The sequence below is a fragment of the Rickettsia africae ESF-5 genome, from assembly GCF_000023005.1.
Lineage (GTDB): Bacteria > Pseudomonadota > Alphaproteobacteria > Rickettsiales > Rickettsiaceae > Rickettsia > Rickettsia rickettsii.
Genome location: NC_012633.1, coordinates 620,863 through 644,368 on the forward strand (window position 1 = coordinate 620,863; position 23,506 = coordinate 644,368).

Sequence of the window (23,506 nt, forward strand, 5' to 3'; positions counted from 1 at the left end):
TCTATCTACTTTTTACGTATCAAGAGTATATAAGGAATCCTTAAATGCCTTAACCGTATTTTTAAGTAAAAACGCAATAGTCATCGGTCCGATGCCGCCTGGGACGGGAGTAATATATTGTACTTTAGACTGAACATTTTCAAAATCAACATCACCGATAATTTTATTGCTGCTAATTCTATTAATGCCTACATCAATTACTATAGATTTAGGATTAAAATATTCTGCAGTTAATTTTAAAGGTGAGCCTATTGCAGCAACGACAATATCGGCTTTAGAAGTAATAGAGCGTAAATTGTGTGTTTTAGAATGACAAATAGTAACGCTGCAATTTTCTTTTAACAGTAAAGCACTTAAAGGTTTGCCTACTATATTTGAGCGTCCAATAATTACAACGTTTTTACCGGTTAAATTAGGTTCGTATTTTTTTATAGCTGCAAGACAACCAAGAGCAGTGCAGGGAATAAAGCCTTGACTAATTCCGCTATGTAAGTAACCGACATTTAAAGGGTGGAAACCATCGATATCTTTAGAAGGTGATACTGCAGATAAAATTTTATTTTTATCTATGGAGCTTGGCAAAGGAAGCTGAACTATAATTCCTGAAATCTCGTTATCAAGGTTTAACTCATTGATTTTTGATATTAAATCATTAGTATGAATAGTAGCAGATAGATTTATTAATAAAGTATAAATTCCTATTTTATGTGCATTTTTTATTTTGTGTCTTACATAAATAATGCTTGCCGGATTATCGCCTACTAGGACTATAGCAAGCTTCGGTGAAGCGTTGGTTTGGCTTGTAAGTTCTTGAATTTCTAGCTTTAAGTCTGCTAGTATCTCATTGGCTAATGCTTTACCGTCAATTATATTATTCACTCTTATTTTTGTCTCCGTTCGGTTTTAACGTCATTGCAAGAAAATTACGTAAGTAATTGACGAAGCAATCTCAGGAGTTTGTTATTGTTTCATGAGATTGTCACGCTCTCTACGGTTGCTCGCAATGACGATCTCTTTATTTAGTCACGCTCTTACTTCTTTTCCCCGTATTTTTGGTAGTAGAATACTCAAAATGTAGAGCCTTGCCGTCAAATACTCTACTATAAGCATGATGAAGACTGCTTGCCGCTTCAGCAAAACCCGTAAGAATCAGCTTAAGCTTACCAACATAATGAGCAATATCGCCAATGGCGTAAATACCTTCTATATTAGTTTGATAATAGGAAGAGTCTACTTCAATATGGTGAAGCTTAACATTTAAACCCCAATTTGCTAAGCTACCTAAATCTTGTTTTAAACCAAAAAAAGGTAGTAATATATTGGCATCCAATTTGCGAGTATTATTTTGCAAATCTTTAACTATAACCGATTGAAGTTCACTATTATTACCATCTAAAGCATTTAATTGATAACCGGTTATTAACTCGATTTTATCGGTTTCTGCAATATGCCTTAATTGCCTTACGCTTTCAGGAGCTGCCGTAAATTTATCCCGCCTATGTACTAAATATATTTTATTTGCAATATCTGAAAGAGCAATAGCCCAGTCAACAGCCGAATCCCCGCCGCCTGCTATAACTATATTTTTACCCGCAAATTTGCTTTTATCATTGATGAAATAAAAAACTGACTTGCTTTCAAAATCTTCAATATTCGCAAGGGACGGTTTGTTTGGACCGAATGAACCTGCTCCTGCTGCAATAATAATAACTTTGCTTTTAATAAGAGTGTTTTTTGAGGTTTTAATTTCAAAAAAATCATCTTGTTTATTTAGCTCTATAGCTTGCTGATTTAAATGATATATAGGGTTAAAAGGAGCTGCTTGAAGTGCTAACTGTTTTATTAGCTCTTCTGCTGCAATTTTAGGATATGCCGGTATATCGTAAATAGGCTTTTCAGGATATAGGGTAATACACTGACCGCCGATAACTTCTTGTGCATCAATAACATGACACTTCATGCCAAGCATTCCTGCTTGAAAAACTGCAAATAATCCAACCGGACCGGCACCTATTATTACAACATCAGTATTATACATACTTTTTATATTTAAATTTTAAAAAGGATTTTATTGGATATTGAGAAAATAATCAATGGTTATGTGAGTATATTTATAGAAATCCAACACTTTCGCAGGGGGATTTTTAAAAACTGTCGGATATTATACTAGACGAGATGTATTTCAAGGTTGTGCTGCATTCCACTTTTCTTCTACGGGTTCTAATATATCCGCTTTTATCTCGGCTTTGTTTTGTAGCATACCGAATAATGAGATTTTTTTAGTATTTATAGGTAATATTTGTGCTACTTGCCTATCGCTTTTGGTAATTATAATAGATTCTTTATCTGTTTGTAATTTTTCTATATAAAGAATCTATTTATAGCTAATTTGGGTTATATTCATTATATTTTAATGTAAAAAATAAAAATTTAAAGAAAAACCAAAACAAATTCTGTGGGGCAAATATCATCAATTCATATTTAAATATAACCATTTCTTAAACTAGCCTTGTAAAATTGTTAAACTTTGTAAAAGTTCCAGCAGAAAAATTTAACCTCAATCATTTGATGCTTCAGGTGGTCCTATGAAGAACGTCGATACTAAACTTATTAGTGGGGTATATTTAAACTATGATGTGACTCTTAGTCCAAATGATGATATTAATTCGGTATTCAGTATGCTACTAATTTTGCAGTTAGACCGAATTTAGTTACCTATCCGTTACTGGATTTTAGAGGGAAATCAGAACTTCCAAGCAGTATAGAGATATTTTCAAATAGTATACCTATATATAATACTAAAGCTCATATGGGGGATTTTGATATAACCAATATTTCGGTTATCACCGGTAGAGGTGATTTAATAGTTCAAACGCAAGATATAACCGGTAAAGTTTAGACAATTACTATTCCTTATTACGCATCACCGAGCTTATTACGTCCCGGGCTTTCACATTTCTCTTACGATGCAGGTTTTCAAAGACAAGATTTTACTATATATAGCAGTGCTTATAAATATTTAGTTCTAAATACTGATTATATGCTTGGTATGAATGATTATTTAACAAGCGGCGGACATTTTGAATTTTTAAAAAATAATGGAGCAGTAGGGGTAATAATTTAAAAGTCGGAAATTTATTATAGGCATTTCAGCTGCAAACAATATCAAAAATTTCGGTCGCTGTCCAAGAATTAATTGCGGCTATACTTATGAATCGGAATATTTTGATATTAATAGTAATTTAGATTGGAATAATAGTAATTATCAGAACGTATATAACGATCCCGATAAGATTTTCTCAAGTTTAAATTATCAGATTTCAGCTAGTTGCGGTAATACCGATTTTGGTAATATAAGTGTTAATTTTTTGTCTTTTGTCGTAAATAACACAATGCAAAAAGGTAAACGCTCAAATATATTATCATCGACTTATCAAAGAAATATTACTAAAAAAGGTTTCTTAAGTTTTACTATAGGTACCGATTTAAACAGTAAACGTAAAAATAATTTTGCCTATATACCATTTAACTTGAATTTAGATTCCAATAAAAGCATTTCATTGACCGATTTATATCAAAATAAATATCATACAAAGCAACTTGGTGTTTCCTCGCCAATTACTTCAAATATGGGATGGGGATATAATGCTAACCTGATCAAAGCTAAAGCTACAAATTACAATGTACAAGTTAACCGTAACGGTAAAAATAATGATATTGGAGTTTATCTGCAGAAAAATGATACCGAAATAATGAAACAGTTTAATATCAAAGGAGGAATTTTCTCTATTGATAAAAGCTATTATGAGACAAGACCGATTAACGGAGGTCTTGCTTTGATTCAAGTAAATAGTTTAAAGAATGTCGGGGTTTATAATAATAGCGGGTGATACCGATGATAAAGGTAAAATGCTTGTACCTAACTTAACACCATATGTTCCTTCCGAAATAAGACTAGACGATGAAAATCTACCTCTTAATACAGAGTTTGAAGAAATTGCTTTGAAAGTTGCTCCAAGAACAAAATCAGCGGTATTATTAGACTTTAATATTAAAATAATTAAAAGCATTGAAATGACAGTATTTGATAGTACGTGAGTATTGAAGGTTTAGATGAAGAAATATTTGTAGGCTATGACGGTAAGATATATATTAAAGATCTTGAAGTATTAAACGATTCTATTTGTGACGAGAATGAGGAGAATAATAAATGCTGTCATTTTAGCGTACCGGTTAATAGAGATTTAAATGACCCTGTAATTGATTTAGGCGAAGCAACATGCAAATGAAGACTTTATTGTTACTCCTGTGTGGACTAAAAACGCTCCGTTGTCATACCGTGGCTTGACCACCACGGTATGACAAATTCTTTTTAAGCAATGTCAAGAAATCAATAATAATATTATTAATCAACATGATTATGTCAGGAAATGCTATGGCGTTACTTGCAACATGTAATCCGTCAGTTCCAACCGTAAATTTCGGTAGTTTTAATGTCGGTACCATTAGCACAACTGCCGTTATTGCTTCAGTTACTTGTGGTGCTTTATTATCACTACTTGTTAGCTATACCGTAACTTTTAGTACGGGAGCTGCTAATATTTATAACCCAAGAAATATGATTAATGGGGTACGTAAGCTGAATTATAATTTGTATAAAGATGCCGGTTTTACTCAAATCCTCGGTAACGGTACTAGTAGTACTGTAACATTTACCGATAGCCTATACACTAGGTCTTGAACCGGTCACAAAAAACTATACCGTATATGCACGTCTGCCGTCACAACCTCTTACTGCTGCCGGCACGTTTCAAGACACTATTACCGTAACCCAGCCATGGCTATATAATAAAAAATCTTTAAAATCAAAATTCTTCAGCCTAGGTTCTAACTTTGTTGCTTACATGGATTGACTCCTAGGGTGCTAGACATTGCTGTCCAGTATTATGAAGCTGTATTTTTATTATAATATCAAAAACAATTTAAGTTTTATATTACTATAACTACATTTAGTATTTTGTAGTTACTTAATATTTTTAACTTGAATAAAGGTCGAATTTATGAAAAATGAAGAACAACACAATCCACCAACTCCAAAACATGGTCGAATAATATTCCCGCTTTACACAATGGGAAAAGTTTGTGTAGATAAGAAGCTAGTAGATGAAGAGTGAAAACTTAACGAATTTGAAACAGGGAAAGGGAGTGATGAGCGTTTTGGAAATGATGTCGCAGGGGAACCGCTACCGCTAGATGGGCATATTCTTAATGTTGGGCGTACAGATGATACAGATTGGGTAAATGCTACTAATGAAGAAATAAGAGCGGAATTAAAAGATCCAACGTTTAACTGGATAAACTATACCATTAGAAGGTGAGAAAAAACTTACAATAGCATGGGATTATACTGTATCACATAACACTTGCGGTTATATAGTGCAAATGACAAAAGCAGAGTTTACCTTTGAAAATAGACTGAAACACGATGATTGAGACGAAATTTATAGTGAACTTTCTGATCAATGTCCTTACTGAGATCATACATTAGTTCCTTCTAAAATGATTGAAGTAACTTTTCCAGATAGAGAGCCAGGATATTATGTTGTAGAAGTTGATTGGATAGTAGCCGACACACCACGTTTGTTGCATCGTTTATTGTTGAACATAAGGATGAGGTTACACCGATAGGTCTCTTAATACGAATGATGGAGAATGTATTTAACGTTATTCCCGTATAGATAAGGTCTTGTTGCATGGATCGGTTTTCTTTCTGTTACGCTGTGACTTGATCGTGAGATGACAGAGATGGAATCGATCCTTAAACTTATGTCTACGCGACAATGCAACCGGGAACCACGCAACGTTGCCTTACTTCCGCAGGATAAGACTGGTTGTGCCTTAAGAAAGTATAATTTGTACAAACAATTTTATATAGTAATCAAAAGTGATTTGTGTCAAGTCAAAAATCTAAAAAAAAATAAATATTTATATTGAATAAATTATTATTCTCGTGTCTACTTAAGTGAAGATTCTATACACTGAATATGGTGTCATTTTTTCAAAATAAGCATTATAAATCCTACAACCCCATTAGTACCTATAATGAACACGTTTAAAAAAAATAAATTTCAAATCACTATAAACAACAACCATAACAATTTACTTACTCCTTTCGGTAAAGCTATTCTGCGAGATCGGTATCTTATGCAAGGTGAGGATTTTCAAGATTTATTTGCAAGAGTTTCTAGTTATTATGCCGAAAATAAACAGCATGCTCAGAAGTTATATGAATATATGAGTAAAATGTGGTTTATGCCAGCAACACCAATCTTAAGTAACGGCGGGACGGATAGGGGACTTCCTATTTCATGCTTCTTGAATGAGACCGATGATAGCTTAGACGATATAGTAAATTTATGGACAGAAAATGTTTGGCTTGCTGCACGCGGTGGCGGGATTGGCAGTTATTGGGGTAATGTTCGTGCTATTAATGAAGGGATTCGTGATAAAGGTCATTCATCTGGTATTATACCGTTTATTAAAGTAATGGATTCTATGACTCTTGCTATTTCGCAAGGTTCTATTAGACGAGGTTCATCGGCTGTATATTTGCCTATTAATCACCCTGAAATTGAAGAATTTATCGATATAAGACGTCCTACAGGTGGGGATGTTAACCGTAAAGCTCTTAATATTCATCACGGTATAGCTATAACCGATGAATTTATGAAAGCAGTTGAAAACAATACGGATTTTGACCTTGTTAGTCCTGCTACCAAAAAAGTCGTAAATAAAGTTAGAGCAAGAGATTTATGGGTTAAGTTATTAACTACTAGAATAGAAACAGGTGAGCCTTACTTGTTATTTATCGATAGTGTTAATAAATCTATCCCTGAGCATCATAAAAAATTAGGGCTTCAAGTTAAAATGTCTAATCTTTGTAGCGAAATTACATTGCCGACAGGAATTGACCATCTAGGCAAGTCAAGAACTGCTGTTTGCTGCCTTTCCTCTTTAAATTTAGAGTATTACGAAGAGTGGAAAGACGATAAAGAATTTATCCATTCTATTATGTTGTTCCTTGATAATGTTTTAGAAGACTTTATTAATAAAGCACCGGATACTATGGCAAGAGCTAAATATTCGGCTTTACGTGAGCGCAGCGTTGGACTTGGCGTAATGGGCTTCCACTCATTTTTGCAAATGAAAAAAGTACCGATAGAATCGGTGATGGCAAAAGTTTGGAATAAAAAAATATTTGAATATATATCTGCTGAAACTGATAAAGCCTCAATAGAAATCGGTAAAGAAAAAGGAGCATGTCCTGATGCTCTAGATGCAGGAAGTAATGAACGATTTAGCAATAAAACCGCAATAGCACCTACCGCCTCAATTTCGGTAATAGCAGGTAATGCCTCACCCGGAATAGAGCCGTTTGCCGCTAATAGCTTTGTACAAAAGACTTTAACCGGTTCTTTTAACGTGCGTAACAAACATTTAGAAAAGTTATTAGAGGAGAAAGGATTTAATAATGATCAAGTTTGGTCTTCGATTGCAACACATGAAGGATCAGTACAACATTTAACATTTTTATCCGAAGAAGAAAAACAGGTTTTCAAAACCGCTTACGAAATTGATCAGAATTGGCTAATTGAACTGGCAAGCGATCGTATTCCTTACATTACGCAAGCACAATCTTTAAACATCTTTTTACCGGGGAATGTTAGTAAGAAATATTTAAATAATATTCATTTTAAAGCCTGGACAAAAGGGGTAAAAAGTTTATATTACTGTAGATCGACATCAATACAGCGAGCCGATAAGGTCTCGCATGACGTATTAAAGGCCGATTTTAAAGATTTAGAGGAACAAAACGATAAGTTAGCAGAAGCCGGTAACTACGAAGAATGCTTAGCTTGTCAGTAAGTATAACTATGCAAAGATATTTAGACCCAACAAATGATGTAGCATTTAAAAAATTGTTTACGGATAAAACAAGGTGACTAGGCTTTCTCAATATATTATGAGGTTACTTGAAGAGTTAAGGATTATCAACCTTGAATATATTTCAAACGAACAAGCGCTGGATTTAGGGCAGAATAAAAGGAGTATAGTAGACTTAAAAGTTCGAGATAACTCCGGCAATATTTATATTGTTGAGATGCAAGACGGCTATGCCGATGCTTCTTTAGCAAGAGTATCATTTTACAGTTGTATAGCATTTTCTTCGCAATTAAAAAGAGGACAAGAATATGTTGATCTAGCTCCTGTAGTAATGGTAGTAATTATTTCTGGATTTCAGGCATTGCCCGAGGAAAAAGAATGTATTAGCTATCATCAAACTATTAATGTCGGCAACGGTAAGCATCAACTTAAATGCTTGCGTATTTGTTGAATTAGACAAATTTACCAAAGAAGCAGATGAGTTAGAAAGCTTAGAAGATGATTGGTTATATATGATGGCTAAATTCGATAGAGCAAAAGAACCCCCGCAACATACAAAAGATGAAAATAGCATTATCAGTTTATAAAACTATTGAATAATTTAACTGGAGCGAAGCAGAATATGATAATTATATTAAAGCGATGCTTGCTACTCAAACGGAAGAGTTAAATCAAAAAAGTAAATATAATGAGGGGAAAGCTGAGGGTATTGAAATTGGAGAAACTAGAAGAAATACAGAAATAGCAAAAGAAATGTTAGCGGATAATGAGCCGATCGAGAAAATAATTAAATATACTAAGCTTTCAAAAGAAGAAATAGAAAAATTAAAAGAAGAAAAATTATGTCACTACTTGATGCAAGTCCAATTTATAAACCGTTTTCATATCCATGGGCATATGAAGCTTGGCACACTCAACAAAAAATTCATTGGCTACCGGAAGAAGTACCGCTTGCCGACGATGTTAAAGATTGGAAATATAACTTAACTCCAGGGGAAAAACATCTATTAACGCAAATATTTCGTTTTTTTACACAGGCAGATATTGAAGTGAATAATTGCTATATGAAGCATTATTCACGAGTATTTAAACCGACTGAAATATTAATGATGTTATCAGCATTTTCTAATATGGAAACGGTACATATCGCGGCATATTCACATTTACTTGATACGGTAGGTATGCCGGAAGTAGAATATTCAGCATTTCTTAAATATAAGGAAATGAAAGACAAGTATGATTATATGCAGCAATTCGGAGTGGATGCCAAAGAAGATATAGCAACTACACTCGCAGTATTTGGAGCTTTTACTGAAGGATTACAGCTATTTGCTTCTTTTGCGATCATGCTTAATTTCCCTCGTTTTAATAAAATGAAAGGTATGGGACAGATTATTGCTTGGTCAGTGCGTGATGAAACACTTCATACTAACTCAATTATTACTCTGTTTAAGACTTTTGTAAGAGAAAACCCTGAAGTTTGGACAGAAACTTTACGTAAACGTATTTATGAAGCTTGTACGACTATTGTGCATTTTGAAGATGCCTTTATTGAACTTGCTTTTGAAGTTGGCGGTATTGAGGGATTAACGGCATATGAAGTAAGACAATATATTCGTTATATTGCCGACCGTCGTTTAATGCAGCTAGGACTCAAAGATGTATATTTGGTAAATCATAACCCCCTTCCTTGGCTTGATGAAATGCTAAACGGAGTCGAACATACGAACTTTTTTGAAAATAGAACAACTGAATATTCAAAAGCAGCGACTACCGGTTCATGGGAAGAAGTATTCACTGAGATGGACGCCACAGCGGAGGCTAAATAATATACTCAGATAGCACTTATGCTGAACATGTTGTGTCGAAGTATACATATTAACAATAACAAAAAATTAAAAATACCTGATCTTTATTTTTAAAAATTTTTTAAAATAGATTTAGAATATTTAAACATTAGCGAGTGATTTTATGGCTGTTATAAATAATAAAAACTATCAAAAAGTTGTAGAAAAAGTTTTATCTTCTTCTAAAGCTAATAAAGTACTAAATAGTGCAATGCAGGACTTATTATCTTCAAAGAGTATAAGCTTAAGAAAGAGTATAAGCTTAAGAACGATATTACTCGGAGCAAGATTTGCTTTAACTAATCCTGTAAATACTTATAATCTTTTTAGGTTTGCTAACTCTTCTAAGATATATCTTGATCCGGAATTTCAAAAAGCACTTCTTAAAAAATCTCCAATATGGGAATTTTTAAAAAAACATTCGGATGATTTGCCTAAAATAGGTCAAATCTTAGCAAATGCGGGCTTTAGAGAATTTCAAGATAAGAGTGCTTTAGATGCAAAGGGACTCGAAATACTAAAAGAATGTTTTAAAAATGAACAAGTACTTAAAAAACTTCAAGAAATTGCAGTTGAAGTAAAGCAAGAGCTACCGGACTGGAATAAAGTGACTTCTAGGACTTTAGATATGCTGGTTACCGATAAAAACTTCCAAAAATTCTTTAACGAAAAGAGTGAAGATATTACGCAATACATACGTACAGGAGCAACTGAAATACTTCCAAGCGATTATATAAAAACTTTTGATGATATATTACAACAACCCGAAAAGAAAAATTTATTAAAAATATTTAATGAACATCCTGATTTTAAGCAAGAACTGGCTAAAAATATAAACAATCCTAATACTCTAAAAAGATTTAATAAGTTATCTCCTGAAAAACAAATAATTATTGAAAATTTCTTAGAAGAAGCAAAAGAACAAGCTAAACCTTTCTTAAAAGAACATTTTGAAACCTACAAAATTGATCTTAAAATTTTAGATATTATTCCTACTTTATTAAATAAAATGCCTGAGACAAAAGAGATTTTTGATACTCTTAATGCTCCAAATCAAGGTGTAATGATATCTCTTGAGAAATCCTTAGAAATGGTAGCTGGTGATGATAAATTAAAAAGTTTTTTTGCTAATAATAAAACAATCTTACCAAATATTGTTTTAGGTATTATTGAAAATACTCCTAGCGTACAAAGCGTAACAAAAGAATATAATTTTGATAAACAAATGCTTAGTATTGTAGGCGAAGTTATGTCAAAACCGGAAGTTGCTCATGAGATTATTGCAGACTTAAATAAAGGCGATTATATGAGTTTAACCGGTAATATAATCTCCGCCCTTAATGATCCTTCATTTAAATTAAAAGATATATTAGTAGAGCAAAGTAAAGGAGGTCTATTTGATAATTTAATTACAGGAGTTTTAGAACAAGATGCAAAAAATAGCCAAACTATAAAACAACAACTTATAAATTATGGTCTGGAAGCGAATGATGTTACAAAGCTAACGAGCATAATGCCTATATTACTTGATCAATCTGAATCATTAAAAAAGGTTTTTCGAGATTTTATTCAAGGTGATTATACGGGAATGGCAAAAGAGTTAATAGCTTTAACTAAAGACAATCCTGAAATTAAAAAATATTTAAACAATAATAGAGAAATATTTGCAAGTATTTTAGATAAAACTTTAGTAGAAATACCAGGTATAAATAACCTTGATAAGAAAGAATTATATAATGTACTTCCATCAATGTTAAACCATCCTAATGAATTAGTTAAAGTTATAGAAGAGGTTGAAAAAAGTAATTATCGTGAGGCTGCTAGTGCTATATATACTCTAGCTCAAAAAACAAATTATTTGGAAGGGCAATTGCCGAATATTATAAAAGCAGGTTTTAGCTATGCTACTGAAAAACTAAAAGACGTATTTAGTCCATCACAAGATTTTAAAGGTAAAACTATAGATGCAATTACTCTTAGAAATAATTTACATAAAATACAAAATGGAAAATTCAGCTTAGAGGGAGCTATATTAGTAGGCGATTTATCTAATATCGACTTCTCAGGCGTATCATTAAAAAATGCAGATTTAACTAAAGTCACTTCTTTAAAAGATTGTAATTTTAAAAATATTAATTTAGCAGAGGCTAAATTACCTGATAATTTAATGCTACTTACTGATACTTACAATCTTGATAAGGCTATCCCTCCTTTAGTACCTCAACTAATTAAAGAACAACAAGCAAAATTAATTGATAAGGCAATTGATAAATTATTTTTACAAATACAAGCTGAAGGAAAAAGAAATGTATTTAGTAAAAAAAATTTTGTTCAACAAGTAAAAAGATTATATGAAGAAAATCAAACGATTAAAGACTATATTATAGAAAAACTAAATTCACTACCTATGAATATGGTTACTAACCTAGCTACTCCTAGAACAAATCAATATAAACATATTACAAATCATGTAAATTCTCCATTACAAATATTGAACCCTTTATATGAAAATATTGCAAATAAACAAAATATTAAGAGTAATTTATTGGCAAATATTTTAAGCGAGAAAATATCACAAAAACTTTTTGATAAAGGTGATAATAGAGGTGAAGATTTTTACATGATAAATCAGATGCTAAAAGCTATCGTTTCTGAATCTTCTAAAGAAAATCCTGATAATATAAATAATTTTTTAGAGCCAAAAAATCTAGAAAAGCTAGCAAGTAATATTGCCTCTACTTTATATTCTAAATCTAAATATACTGGGGTAGGCACTATTACCGGTGGAATTTATTTACCAAAAGAAATTTTCAATGAACAGTTAAAAGATAACTTTAAAAATGAGTTCGAAAATATTACTAAATTAAATATTTTAAAAGAAGCAACAAATATAGTTTCAAATTTAGATAGTAAAGTGCATGTAGTAGGTAATCACGATAAATCACATATTTACGCATCATTACCTACAAAAAGTAAACAAATACACAGATCACTCCATAAATCTTAGATCAAATTGATTGAATTACCATATTATGTAATATAAATTAAAATATTTAAGTAGTGCTTAATTTATTTCTTTGAATCAATTTTAAGATAATTTAATGTTTATGTAATTAAATATATTTCATTATTTTTACGGCAGTTACAAATTCCATTAAAGATATTAAATTAAAGAATTTTAATAAAACTGTTAAAAGGACATTATCTTCTACTGATGCAGAAAGGCATTGACAAGCTTTATTTATGACCTTGCATCTCCAAAGAAAAAATATTACCAGTTAGTATAGGAGCATTATTAAAAGGTGCGAAGTTTGCCTTCACTAATCCCGTAAATAGTTATAATCTTGTTAAACTTGCAAGCTCCTCTGATAGATTCAAAGTTTCAAAAATCTGTTCTTGAAAAATCCGAAATATAGGATTTTCTAAAAAAGCATGCAGATGATTTACCAAAAATAGGACAAATCTTAGCAAAAGCAGGTTTTAGAGAATTTCAAGATAAGAGTGCTTTAGATGAAAAGGGACTCGAAATACTAAAAGAATGTTTTAAAAATGATGCTTTACTTAAAAGCCTTCAAGAAATTGCACTTGAGATAAAGCAAGAAGTACCGGACTATAATAAAGTAACTTCTAAAACATTAGGAATGTTAGCCACGGATAAAAATTGCTGAAAATTTTTTAATGAAAAAGGTAACGATATTGCGAATTACATAACTGAAATACTTCCAAGCGACTATATCAAAGCTTTTGATATTACAAAAACCTCAAAGTAAATGACATATATGCAAAAGTTATAAAAATATTTAATGAACATCCTGAGTTTAAACAAGAGCTGGCTGAAAATATAAACAATCCTAATGCTCTAAAAAGGTTTAATAAATTATCTCCTGAAAAATAAATAATTATAGAAGGTTTCTTAATAGAAACTAAAGAACAAGCTAAACCTTTCTTAAAAGAATATTTTGAAAGCTATAAAGTTGATGTAGATTTTATTAAATAAAATGCCTGAAACAACAGAGATTTTTGATACTCTGAATGCAAATCAAGGAGTAATGGTGGCTCGCGAGAAATCTTTAGAAATGGTAGCGGGTGACGATAAATTAAAAAGTTTTTTTGCTGATAATAAAACAGTCTTACCAGATATTGCCGCAGCTATTATTGAAAATACTCCGAATATACAAAGCATAACGCAAGAATATAATTTCGATAAACAAATGCTTAGTATAGTAGGTGAAGTTATGTCAAAACCGGAAATTGCACATGCTATTATTACAGATATAAATAAAGGCGATGATATGACCGTAACAAGCCGTATAATTACTGCTTTTAACGAACCTTCATTTAAGTTAAAATATATTAGTAGAGCAAAGTAAAGATGGTTTATTCGATAATTTAATTAAAGGCATTTTAGAGCAAAATGAAAAAAATAGCCACACTATAAACAGCAGCTTGAAAATTATGGACTAGAAACAAAAGATACTACAAAACTTACGAATGTAATGCCTATATTACTTGATAATCCTGAATAATTAAAAAAGGTTTTTGATGGATTTGTTAAAGGTGATTATACGGGAATAGCTAAAGAATTGGTAATGTTAACTAAAGATAATCCCGAGATCAAAAAATATTTAAACGATAATAAGGAAATATTTACAGGTATTTTAGATAAAACTTTAAAAGATGTACCCGGTATAAATAAGCTCGATAAGAAAGAATTATATAGTATACTAACACCTATGCTCAATCAACCGGATAAGCTGATTCCAATCTTAGAAAATATTGAAAATAAAAAATATATTAATGTTGCTACTAGTATAGGTAGTTTAGTTTGGAAAGAAGGACAAGCACTGAATATTATTAAACAAATACTAAATGTTGTTAAAGCGGGAGTTGGTTATTTTAATCAAAAATCTGATAAGAAACCAGAATTAGAAAATAAAGTTCCGGCTGATGTATTAAAAGAAGCACAAAGTATCGTCTCAAATTTAAATAGTAAGATTAATATTGTAGGACCTAAGACAAATACACTTTCCATTACTCCTATTTCCAATAATAAAAAGAAAGAAGCAATACGTAGATAAGCTATATAATTTTAAAAGGTTTTTTTTAAAGTTTGAGTAAATTCTTCTTGGTTAGCATATTCCAATGTGATTTTATCTTGTATCTGATTTTTAAACCAAGTAACTTGTCTTTTAGCATACTGACGGGTTCGTATTTGAGCTGCATTTAAAGCCTCATCTAAAGTGAGATTGCCGTTTAAATAAGCTAAAATTTCTTTTATCCCCACAGCTTTCAAATTCGTATAATCTTTAGGAGCAAATTGCTTTTTTATTAAAGCTATTTCGTCAATTGCCCCTTCTTTAAATATCTTATCTAAACGCTCATCACATGTTTTATATAAAAACTTTCGCTCAGGATTTAAGAAAATAATTTTGAAATTAAAATCAGGTAAGATTTGTTCTTTTGGCAAAGTTTGAAAAGAAAAAATAGATTTACCGGTTTGCATGAATACTTCATAAGCTCTAATTAAACGCTGAGTATCATTTTGGTTTATTTTAGAAGCAGCAAGCGGGTCAAACTTCTCTAATTTACTCCATAATTCTATATTGCCTATTTTAACATGTAAATTTCTTACCTGTTCTTGTAAATCTTCTGATATATCAGGAATATTATTATAGCCAAAAACTAAAGAATTAATATATAAACCCGTTCCACCTATTAATATAGGTAGCTTACCCCTGTCGGTTATTTCTTTTATTTTTTCTGTCGCAAGTTTTAGATATTTTATTACCGAGAAATCTTCTGTCATTGATAAGAAGTTATATAAGTGATACAAGATTTCAGTTTTGTAGCTTTTCGGAGGGGAGGCGGTAATAATAGGAATTTCCTTATAAACCTGCATTGAGTCGATATTAATAATTTCGCCATTATAAGCTTTAGCCAGTTCATGACCTAAATAAGACTTCCCGCTAGCAGTCGGCCCGCATAATATCATTATACTCTTCTGCTTTGAAGAATTGTTTCTGCAACACTTCGGATCACCTATTAAATATAGGTTGTGCGTACTCGCTCCTCGTTTTACATTCCCATTCTCCAAGTCATTTGAGTATATTTCTTTCTTTGTCACTTGTTTAACTAATAAATACAAACTTGTATCGTCATTGCAAGCCAGCATTTATGCTGGCGTGGCAAGCTCAGGAGTTTTTTATATTATCTTATGAGATTGCCGCGTCGTTGCTAACGCAACTCCTCGCAATGACGGGAAAACCTATCCATGTAACAACGCCTAGCAAGAATGACCTCATACCCTTAAACGGTTTCATTAGTATTTCCTAAAGCGTTAGTATTAGCATTACTATCTGCTGGTCCACTAAATGTTATTGTACCAAGTTTGTTGTCATAACTAATAGTTGGACCACTAAATAAGCCCGCATCACTGTAGTCAATGGTCAGACTATTTAAACCGTTAGATGCGGCTACGTCACTGTTAAGAGGATTATCAGTAGGCGCAAGGTCTTTATGTTTTATTACTAATGGTGCCTCAATGTTAATATTTAATGTATTTACACCTATTGGCGTTATTGTAACTAATTTAGTATCAACAAATATGTAAGAAAAATATATAAAATAATATTTTAGAAAGCAATAATGTTTTAATAATTAATTAATAACCCGTATTTTTCAAGATATTTATTAATTATAGTGATTATTTCCTCTAAACCATTCTTACTATCTGATTCAGCCCTTGCAACTATAATAGATTCGGTATTAGAGCTACGCAAGAGCCACCAACCATGTGCAGTATTTACTCGTACACCGTCTATATCATTAAACTCTATTTTCTCTTCTAATGATTTGTCTTTAATCTCTTTAATAATTTGTAATTTTAACTCTGAAGGAACAAAAATTTTAATTTCCGGTGTACTATAGCTTTTCGGTACATCCTCTATTATCTCATCTAGAGTTTTACTTGATCTACTAAGTAAATCTAAAAATCTAAGAGCTGCATAAATTGCATCGTCAAAACCAAAATATTTATCGGCAAAGAATATATGCCCGCTCATTTCGCCAGCGAGTAAAGCCTTTGTCTCAAGCATTTTGCTTTTAATAAAAGGATGACCTGTTCGCCATATTATAGGATGTCCTCCATATGATTTTATTTTAGCGACTATAAATTGGCTGACTTTTACATCAACTATTATAGTTGCGTTTGGATTTTCCTTTAAAATATCCTCAGCAAAAATGCATAAAATTTGATCACCTAATAATATTTTACCGCTTGAGCTTATAATGCCGATTCTATCACCGTCACCGTCAAAAGCTATACCAAGGTCACAATCTTGTTCTTTAACCACTTTTATTAACTCCTGCAAATTAGCAGGATTTGTAGGATCAGGATGATGGCTTGGAAAATTCCCGTCAATCTTACTATGTATGATTATATTCTTGTTTGAGAGATGCTTTTTAAGTTCTTCAACAATATCGCCGGTTGCTCCATTGCCGCAATCCCAAGCCACTTTTAATTTTGGATTAATGTTTATTCCATCTAAAATACGTTTTAGGTATTTAGATTGTATATTATGGATTCCTGCTTGCGCAGGAATGACATAAGGGGATGCTGGTGTGGTATTGGAGTAGTTATCCAAAATCTTAGTCAATAACTCCTGTATCTGATCACCGAAAAAAGGTTTACCGTTTTGTAGTATTTTAAAGCCGTTATCGTCACGAGGATTGTGTGACCCCGTGACCATAATACTACCGGCGGGCGTAAAGTGTTTATCGGCAAAATATAAAACTGGTGTTGGAACTACGCCAATATTTATGATTTCAGCCCCTGCATTAGTTAATCCTAGTTCTAAAGCTTTACAAAGGGTAGGGGAGCTAAGCCGACCATCTAAACCGACACAGATTTTATCGTTATCTTTCGTTATAGTCATCTCGGCAAAACCAAAGCCGATTTTATAAGCTACTTCTTCTGTTAAATCTTTAAGGCTATTGCCTCTTATATCATAAGCCCTAAAAATTTCTTTGTTAATTTGCATAGAAAACTGTTTTGAATATTATTACATGGCTCTTATGTCATCCCTACAAAAGAGCCTTGTTGCATGGCTCGGAAAACCTACTCGATGTTATCCCCGCGTAGGCGGGAATGACATAAAACAATCCATGCAACAACACCTGCAAGTCGCTCGCAATGACGAATTTGTATAGTCTAGAAACTAAAGCTCTCACCTAAATACACTTCCTTAACTTTCTTGCTATTTGCTATTTCCTTAGCACTTCCTTCTAATAATACTTTACCTTCAAAAATAACATAAGCACGGTCGACTATATCTAGAGTATCACGTACATTATGCTCGGTAATTAATATACCTATATTAAATTCACGTAAATAAGTAATTAGATTTTTAATATCGGAAATAGCAAGCGGGTCAATACCGGCAAGCGGTTCATCAAGCATGATAAATTTAGGCTCTATTGCAAGTGCACGTGCAATCTCAAGCCTACGCCTTTCACCGCCTGATAAGCTAGCAGCGGATAAATCTTTTAAATGAACTATCGAAAACTTCTCTAACAAATTATGGGTTTTTTGTTCAATTACTTCTTTATCATTGTTAGATATCTCAACTACAGCCTTAATATTATCTTCAACCGACAATTCCCGAAATATCGAAGGTTCTTGAAGAAGATAACCGAGTCCAAGCCTTGCTCGTAAATAAATAGGCAAGTTGGTAATATTTATATCATTTAAAAGTAATTGCCCTGAGTCCAGTTTCATTAAACCGATAATAATGTTAAAGCAAGTTGTTTTACCGGCTCCATTCGGACCGAATAAACCAACTATCTCTCCTTGTTTTATATTCAGAGATATATCAGTTAATATATTCCTTTTTTTGTAGGATTTTGATATATTTTTAACGTGTAAGCTGTCCATCTTTTTTATTTGTTAAGATTTTGTTGCGTGGATTAATTTTCAATGTCATTGCGAGGACATTACGTAAGTAATTGACGAAGCAATCCAGTTAAAAATATTAATCTTTAGCATTTTTTTTTATTATTTTCTGGGATTGTCACACTTCTTGCAATCGCTTGCTGCAATGACGTACCAACGGTAAATAGCTCTATTTTTTAATAATATCTACATAGTAGATTAGTTTATTAGTTTTTAAAACATTATCGTCACGCTGTAATATTACATTACCAAGTAGAATAAGTTGTTTATTATCGCAAAAATATTTAGCACTATCTGCAAGTAATAATTCATTCTTTATTTTTCTTTCTACAGTCAATTTAGTAGGGACAACTATATGATCAATAGTTTGCTTTTCATCTATTGTTTTATAAAAAATATATAATTCTTTCGTTCTAAGTATCGCATTATCGAAGTAAACAATAACATTTCCAAGATATGCTGCTTTTTGTTTGGTTCTATCAATAATTAAACTATCAGATGTGATATGTAAATTTGAAATATTTTTATCATTAGCATATATTATAGTACTAATTATAAGAAGTAAAACAAGTTTAATAATAGACATCTTTCCAAACTTCGCTTCTAGAGGTAATTTAGACGTCGAATCGGTACTCGTACCCTCAAGTACTTCTTTGTACGCTGCGGTGCTACATTCTATGTCTCCTTTAAATTCCTCTCTATAAGCTGGTTTGGCAAGATGTCTAATCCGATAAATCGATGATTGTAGAGACATTGCCTTTAAAAATTATAATATTATTTTCATCTTTTGTATTAAAACTATCCGAAGTAATTGAAGAGTTTTTGTAAAGTAACTTAGCAGGGGAATGACCGGTTATATTCTTATTTACTAAATCAATCCTTGCATCATTAGTGTTAAATATGATCTCATCAAAAAAAAGTTTTACATCGTTTTTTAAATCTAATATTCTTGATTCTTCATCTAAAAAGCCTTCTTTCGCATTGATAATAAGAGTTTGGTCTTGATTTACGTTATAAATAGCATTTATTATATCTAGTTTATATTTGTTATTCGACTCTTTTATAGCTCGTTCAGTTTTAATCTTATACGCATTTAAATTTTTACTTACTCCTTCAAAAATTGAATCTTTCAATATAATATTATACTTTAAATCAAAATTTTTATTGTCTTTTAAACTTTTTTTTGTAACATTAATATCGTTTTTTTCATTAATATAACCGCTTTTAATTAATATATACCCTATATATAAAATTCCGACTGTTATTAAAAGATATACAGATTTCCAAATTTTTTTTCGCAGTTTATAAGAAGAGGGCATAGATTTTAGCTAACCCCTATGCGTAGTAAATCATGAATATGAATAATGCCTATAATAATATTATCATCAACAATCGGTATATTAGTGATATTCTTGGCTTTCATTAAATTTAAAGCTTCTTTTGCAAATATTTCCGATGAGATATGAATAGGGTTTTTGGTCATAATGCTTGATGCTGTTTTTAAGTGGATTTGATCGTTAATATGACGACGTAAATCCCCATCGGTTATAATTCCCACCAAATTTTGGTTTTTATCTGTTACAAGCGTACAACCTAAACGTTTTTTATTCATAATAATTATAGTTTTGGCAAAGGAAGTATCTTCATATACTAAAGGTATTTCATCACCGCTACGCATTAGGTTTTTAATTTTTGTTAAATTAGCGCCGATTGTACCTCCCGGATGATAAATTTTAAAATCATCTTTAGTAAAGCCTCGTTTTTCATGTATAACAGTCATTAAAGCATCACCAAGTGATAGCATGATTAAAGATGATATAGTAGGAACTCCAATTACAGAAGCTTCTGGGTATTCAGGTACTATTAATAAAAAATCGCTTCTTTTAGCTAAAGTAGAATTTTTATTCATTGTCATTGCAGCAATTTTTATGGAAGAGTTCTTGCAATATTCAATTATATTAAATAGTTCTTTAGTTTCGCCGGAATTAGATAACATAATTACTAGATCATTTCTCGTCACCATACCTAAATCGCCGTGACTTGCTTCTGCCGGATGTAAATAAAAAGCAGGCATACCGGTTGAAGAAAAGCTAGCAGCTATTTTTCTTGCAATATAACCGCTTTTGCCTATGCCGGTTAGGATTATCCGTCCTTTGAAAGATAGTAAAAATTCTATAATTCTGTTAAAGTCTTCAGGGATATTTTCGGATAATTTTTCTAAAGCACTTGCTTCACTAGAAATAACCCTCTTTGCGATAATTCGGTAATTATTTGTGTTGGTCATTTATTTACTCATTGTTATACCGTGGCTTGTCCACGGTATCCAGCAAATTATTAGTATTATGAGCTATTTTTGTGGATACCCAAACCGTCATTGCGAGCAGCGGTAGGCTACACGGCAATCTCATGAAATAATAACAAACTCCTGAGATTGCTTAGTCAATTACTTCGTAACTTCCTCGCAATGACTATTAAGCTTCATATCAATTAAAATACTTACGTTCTGTAATTACTTCAGCAGTTTCAGCATTATTATCTTCATTCCAAGCTCGTTTTTTACTAGAATCACGTCGCTGCTCAGGTTCTGAATTGTCCTTAGTATTATTAACATTGGTTTTTGGCTTTGTATTATTTGAAGATTTATCTTTATCGGCATTTTTAATAGTTAATTTTGCTTTGCCTTTATTATCAAAGCCTATTAGCTTAACTTTTACTATATCGCCTTGTTTTAAAACACTGCTAACCGTTTCTATTCTTTCTCCTGATACTTCACTAATATGAACAAAGCCGTCTTTATTACCTACATAATTAATAAAAGCACCGGAATCTAAGACTTTCACTACCGTACCGTTAAATATTTCACCGATTTCAGGTTCAACGACAATAGCTTTAATTTTATCTAAGGCAACTTTTAGCTTATCTCTATCTGAAGCATAAACAGACACCGTACCGTCATCGCTTATATCTATTTTAGCACCGCTAGTTTCACAAATTTCCTTTATTACTTTACCGCCCGGTCCTATAATATCTCTAATTTTATCCTTATCTATTTTTATAGTAGTAGTAGAAGGAGCATTTTTACTTAGTTCGTTATTTGGTTTACTGATAACTTTATTCATTTGCTCCAGTATATGCAAACGACCGAGTCGTGCTTGCTCTAAAGCTACTTTCATTATTTTAAAATCTACTCCGGATATTTTGATATCCATTTGTAATGCAGTAATCCCTTCGCTAGTTCCTGCAACCTTAAAGTCCATATCACCGAAATAATCTTCATCGCCGAGAATATCCGATAATACGGCAAAATTTTTACCTTCCTTAACAAGTCCCATAGCAATACCCGCAACCGGTGCTTTTATCGGTACGCCGGCATACATTAAAGCAAGAGAACTACCGCAAACAGTTGCCATTGAAGAAGAACCGTTAGATTCCGTAGTTTCGGCAACTACTCTAATAGAATAAGGAAATTGTACTTTATTAGGTAATATTGGATTAATAGCACGCCATGCGAGTTTACCGTGTCCGACTTCACGACGACTAGGTGCTTTCATTGGCATTGCTTCATTTACAGAGTAGGGCGGAAAGATATAATTGAGCATAAAACGCTCTTTATACTCACCCTCTAAACTGTCAACTATCTGCTCATCTAAACTAGTACCGAATGTAGTACTAACTAAGCTTTGCGTTTCGCCTCTAGTAAATAAAGCTGAACCATGTGCGGAAGGTAGTAAACCTATTTCACAAGCAATTTGTCTTATATCCGTAGTACTTCTTCCATCGATACGTCTATTTTTTTCTAAAATCTCGTTACGTAATATATCTGATTCAATAGCTTTTAAAGCTGATTCGATTTGATAATTACTATATTTTTTATTTTCTATGTCGCTTACAAAATGTGTAAGAACTTTTTCAGGTATTAAATCTAAATTAGTGCTACGTTCTTGTTTAGATTTAATTGCAAAAGCTTGTTCAATTTCTTTTACAAATAACTTCTCAATTTCTTTCTTTAATGAAGCAGGGTATAAAGCTTGCATTTCAAGTTTTGGTTTTTTAGCTTCTTCTGCTAGTTCTTTAATTATCTTTATTACCGGCTGAAAGCTTTCAAATCCAAATTTTACGGCTTCTAACATTTGTTCTTCAGAAAGTAAATGAGCTTCCGATTCAACCATCATTACTGAATCTGATGTTCCTGCAACTACTAAATCAAGCTGACTTGTTTTTAATAATGCAAGTGTCGGATTTAAAACAAATTCACCATTGATTAAACCTACTTTACTTGCCGCAACTATTTCTAGATAAGGAGCAGGGGATAGGCTAAGTGCAGCCGATGCACCGATAATTGCAAGTATATCTACCGGAGTTTCAGGATCATATGAAAGAACACTGCAAGTTACATGCGTTTCATTCACAAAAGCCGGATGAAATAATGGTCTAATCGGTCTATCTATTAAACGAGATACTAAAACTTCTCTATCTGATGCTTTTCCCTCATGTTTAAAAAATCCCCCTGGTATCTTACCGGCAGCATATGCCATTTCTCTATAATTAATTGTTAAAGGAAGAAAACCTATACCCTCTTTTGCTTTGTTAGCTACTACTGCCGTACATAATAAAACGGAATTACCCATTTTTACCGTAACTGCCCCGTCAGCTTGCCTTGCTATTTTACCTGTACTAAGCTCAAGAACTTGCCCGTTCCATGTAACACTCTTAGTTATTTCGTTAAACATCTATTTATCTCATTTCATAATTTATATTTTATTGT

At 32.1% G+C, this 23,506-nt stretch carries 18 protein-coding genes and 4 pseudogenes; 11 read left to right on the forward strand and 11 right to left on the reverse strand.

Annotated elements, in window-relative coordinates:
- Positions 1-12 precede the first annotated feature (12 nt).
- The 3 genes and pseudogenes from folD to RAF_RS09830 all read right to left on the reverse strand — a co-directional run bounded on the left by folD (position 13) and on the right by RAF_RS09830 (position 2,374).
- Positions 13-879 (reverse strand): bifunctional methylenetetrahydrofolate dehydrogenase/methenyltetrahydrofolate cyclohydrolase FolD, encoded by an 867-nt coding sequence (folD, locus tag RAF_RS03265; protein ID WP_004995703.1) that lies wholly within the window; start codon positions 877-879, stop codon positions 13-15.
- 152 nt (positions 880-1,031) lie between these two features.
- Positions 1,032-2,038 (reverse strand): annotated as a pseudogene (locus tag RAF_RS03270) (NAD(P)/FAD-dependent oxidoreductase).
- Positions 2,039-2,182: 144 nt separating this feature from the next.
- On the reverse strand, positions 2,183-2,374 hold the full coding sequence (locus tag RAF_RS09830) for a type II toxin-antitoxin system Phd/YefM family antitoxin (RefSeq protein WP_234943936.1): 192 nt from the start codon (positions 2,372-2,374) through the stop codon (positions 2,183-2,185).
- A gap of 1,018 nt (positions 2,375-3,392) precedes the next feature.
- Here RAF_RS09830 and RAF_RS09835 point away from each other — a divergent pair.
- From RAF_RS09835 to RAF_RS09840, 11 genes and pseudogenes are all read left to right on the forward strand, one after another.
- Positions 3,393-3,890, forward strand: a complete 498-nt coding sequence (locus RAF_RS09835; RefSeq protein WP_234943933.1) for a hypothetical protein — start codon at positions 3,393-3,395, stop codon at positions 3,888-3,890.
- A complete protein-coding gene (locus RAF_RS03295; RefSeq protein WP_004995697.1) occupies positions 3,862-4,098 on the forward strand; it encodes a fimbria/pilus outer membrane usher protein in 237 nt (78 codons plus the stop codon). Before RAF_RS09835 ends, RAF_RS03295 begins: the two co-directional genes overlap by 29 nt.
- On the forward strand, positions 4,095-4,289 hold the full coding sequence (locus RAF_RS03300) for a hypothetical protein (RefSeq protein ID WP_041471864.1): 195 nt from the start codon (positions 4,095-4,097) through the stop codon (positions 4,287-4,289). The genes RAF_RS03295 and RAF_RS03300 overlap by 4 nt, the downstream gene beginning before the upstream one ends.
- Before the next feature lie 125 nt (positions 4,290-4,414).
- Positions 4,415-4,913 (forward strand): annotated as a pseudogene (locus RAF_RS03305) (spore coat protein U domain-containing protein).
- Between the two features lie 147 nt (positions 4,914-5,060).
- Positions 5,061-5,378 (forward strand): annotated as a pseudogene (locus tag RAF_RS10580) (chitin-binding protein).
- Positions 5,379-6,102: 724 nt separating this feature from the next.
- The gene (locus RAF_RS03315) at positions 6,103-7,926 is read left to right on the forward strand and encodes a ribonucleoside-diphosphate reductase subunit alpha (protein ID WP_012719716.1); all 1,824 of its coding nucleotides are present in this window, start codon (positions 6,103-6,105) and stop codon (positions 7,924-7,926) included.
- 73 nt (positions 7,927-7,999) lie between these two features.
- Complete coding sequence (locus RAF_RS09320; RefSeq protein WP_012719717.1) at positions 8,000-8,395, forward strand: PD-(D/E)XK nuclease family transposase; 396 nt, start codon at positions 8,000-8,002, stop codon at positions 8,393-8,395.
- The gene (locus RAF_RS09325; RefSeq protein ID WP_010977276.1) at positions 8,349-8,531 is read left to right on the forward strand and encodes a hypothetical protein; all 183 of its coding nucleotides are present in this window, start codon (positions 8,349-8,351) and stop codon (positions 8,529-8,531) included. The genes RAF_RS09320 and RAF_RS09325 overlap by 47 nt, the downstream gene beginning before the upstream one ends.
- A gap of 255 nt (positions 8,532-8,786) precedes the next feature.
- Positions 8,787-9,773 (forward strand): ribonucleotide-diphosphate reductase subunit beta, encoded by a 987-nt coding sequence (locus RAF_RS03330; RefSeq protein WP_004995690.1) that lies wholly within the window; start codon positions 8,787-8,789, stop codon positions 9,771-9,773.
- A gap of 142 nt (positions 9,774-9,915) precedes the next feature.
- Positions 9,916-12,798 carry a pentapeptide repeat-containing protein gene (locus tag RAF_RS03335; protein WP_012719718.1) on the forward strand — a complete coding sequence of 961 codons (2,883 nt, stop codon included), beginning with the start codon at positions 9,916-9,918 and terminating at the stop codon, positions 12,796-12,798.
- A gap of 146 nt (positions 12,799-12,944) precedes the next feature.
- Positions 12,945-14,698: pseudogene (locus RAF_RS09840) on the forward strand (hypothetical protein); the annotation flags it as partial.
- A 182-nt stretch (positions 14,699-14,880) separates the two neighbouring features.
- Here RAF_RS09840 and miaA read toward each other — a convergent pair.
- From miaA to pnp, 8 genes are all read right to left on the reverse strand, one after another.
- A complete protein-coding gene (miaA, locus tag RAF_RS03350; RefSeq protein ID WP_327203434.1) occupies positions 14,881-15,783 on the reverse strand; it encodes a tRNA (adenosine(37)-N6)-dimethylallyltransferase MiaA in 903 nt (300 codons plus the stop codon).
- Positions 15,784-16,097: 314 nt separating this feature from the next.
- The gene (locus RAF_RS10585; protein WP_083762142.1) at positions 16,098-16,412 is read right to left on the reverse strand and encodes a hypothetical protein; all 315 of its coding nucleotides are present in this window, start codon (positions 16,410-16,412) and stop codon (positions 16,098-16,100) included.
- Positions 16,413-16,441: 29 nt separating this feature from the next.
- The gene (locus tag RAF_RS03355; RefSeq protein WP_012719720.1) at positions 16,442-17,830 is read right to left on the reverse strand and encodes a phosphomannomutase/phosphoglucomutase; all 1,389 of its coding nucleotides are present in this window, start codon (positions 17,828-17,830) and stop codon (positions 16,442-16,444) included.
- Positions 17,831-18,000: 170 nt separating this feature from the next.
- Entirely contained in the window at positions 18,001-18,723 is a 723-nt protein-coding gene (lptB, locus tag RAF_RS03360) for an LPS export ABC transporter ATP-binding protein (protein WP_012719721.1), read from the reverse strand.
- Between the two features lie 187 nt (positions 18,724-18,910).
- A complete protein-coding gene (locus tag RAF_RS03365; protein WP_410524337.1) occupies positions 18,911-19,327 on the reverse strand; it encodes an LptA/OstA family protein in 417 nt (138 codons plus the stop codon).
- A 136-nt stretch (positions 19,328-19,463) separates the two neighbouring features.
- Complete coding sequence (gene lptC, locus RAF_RS03370; protein ID WP_012719723.1) at positions 19,464-20,060, reverse strand: LPS export ABC transporter periplasmic protein LptC; 597 nt, start codon at positions 20,058-20,060, stop codon at positions 19,464-19,466.
- A 5-nt stretch (positions 20,061-20,065) separates the two neighbouring features.
- Positions 20,066-21,025 carry an SIS domain-containing protein gene (locus tag RAF_RS03375; protein WP_004995680.1) on the reverse strand — a complete coding sequence of 320 codons (960 nt, stop codon included), beginning with the start codon at positions 21,023-21,025 and terminating at the stop codon, positions 20,066-20,068.
- A 199-nt stretch (positions 21,026-21,224) separates the two neighbouring features.
- Positions 21,225-23,471, reverse strand: coding sequence for a polyribonucleotide nucleotidyltransferase (gene pnp / locus RAF_RS03380; protein ID WP_012719724.1), 2,247 nt, complete (start codon positions 23,469-23,471; stop codon positions 21,225-21,227).
- Between the last annotated feature and the right edge of the window lie 35 nt (positions 23,472-23,506).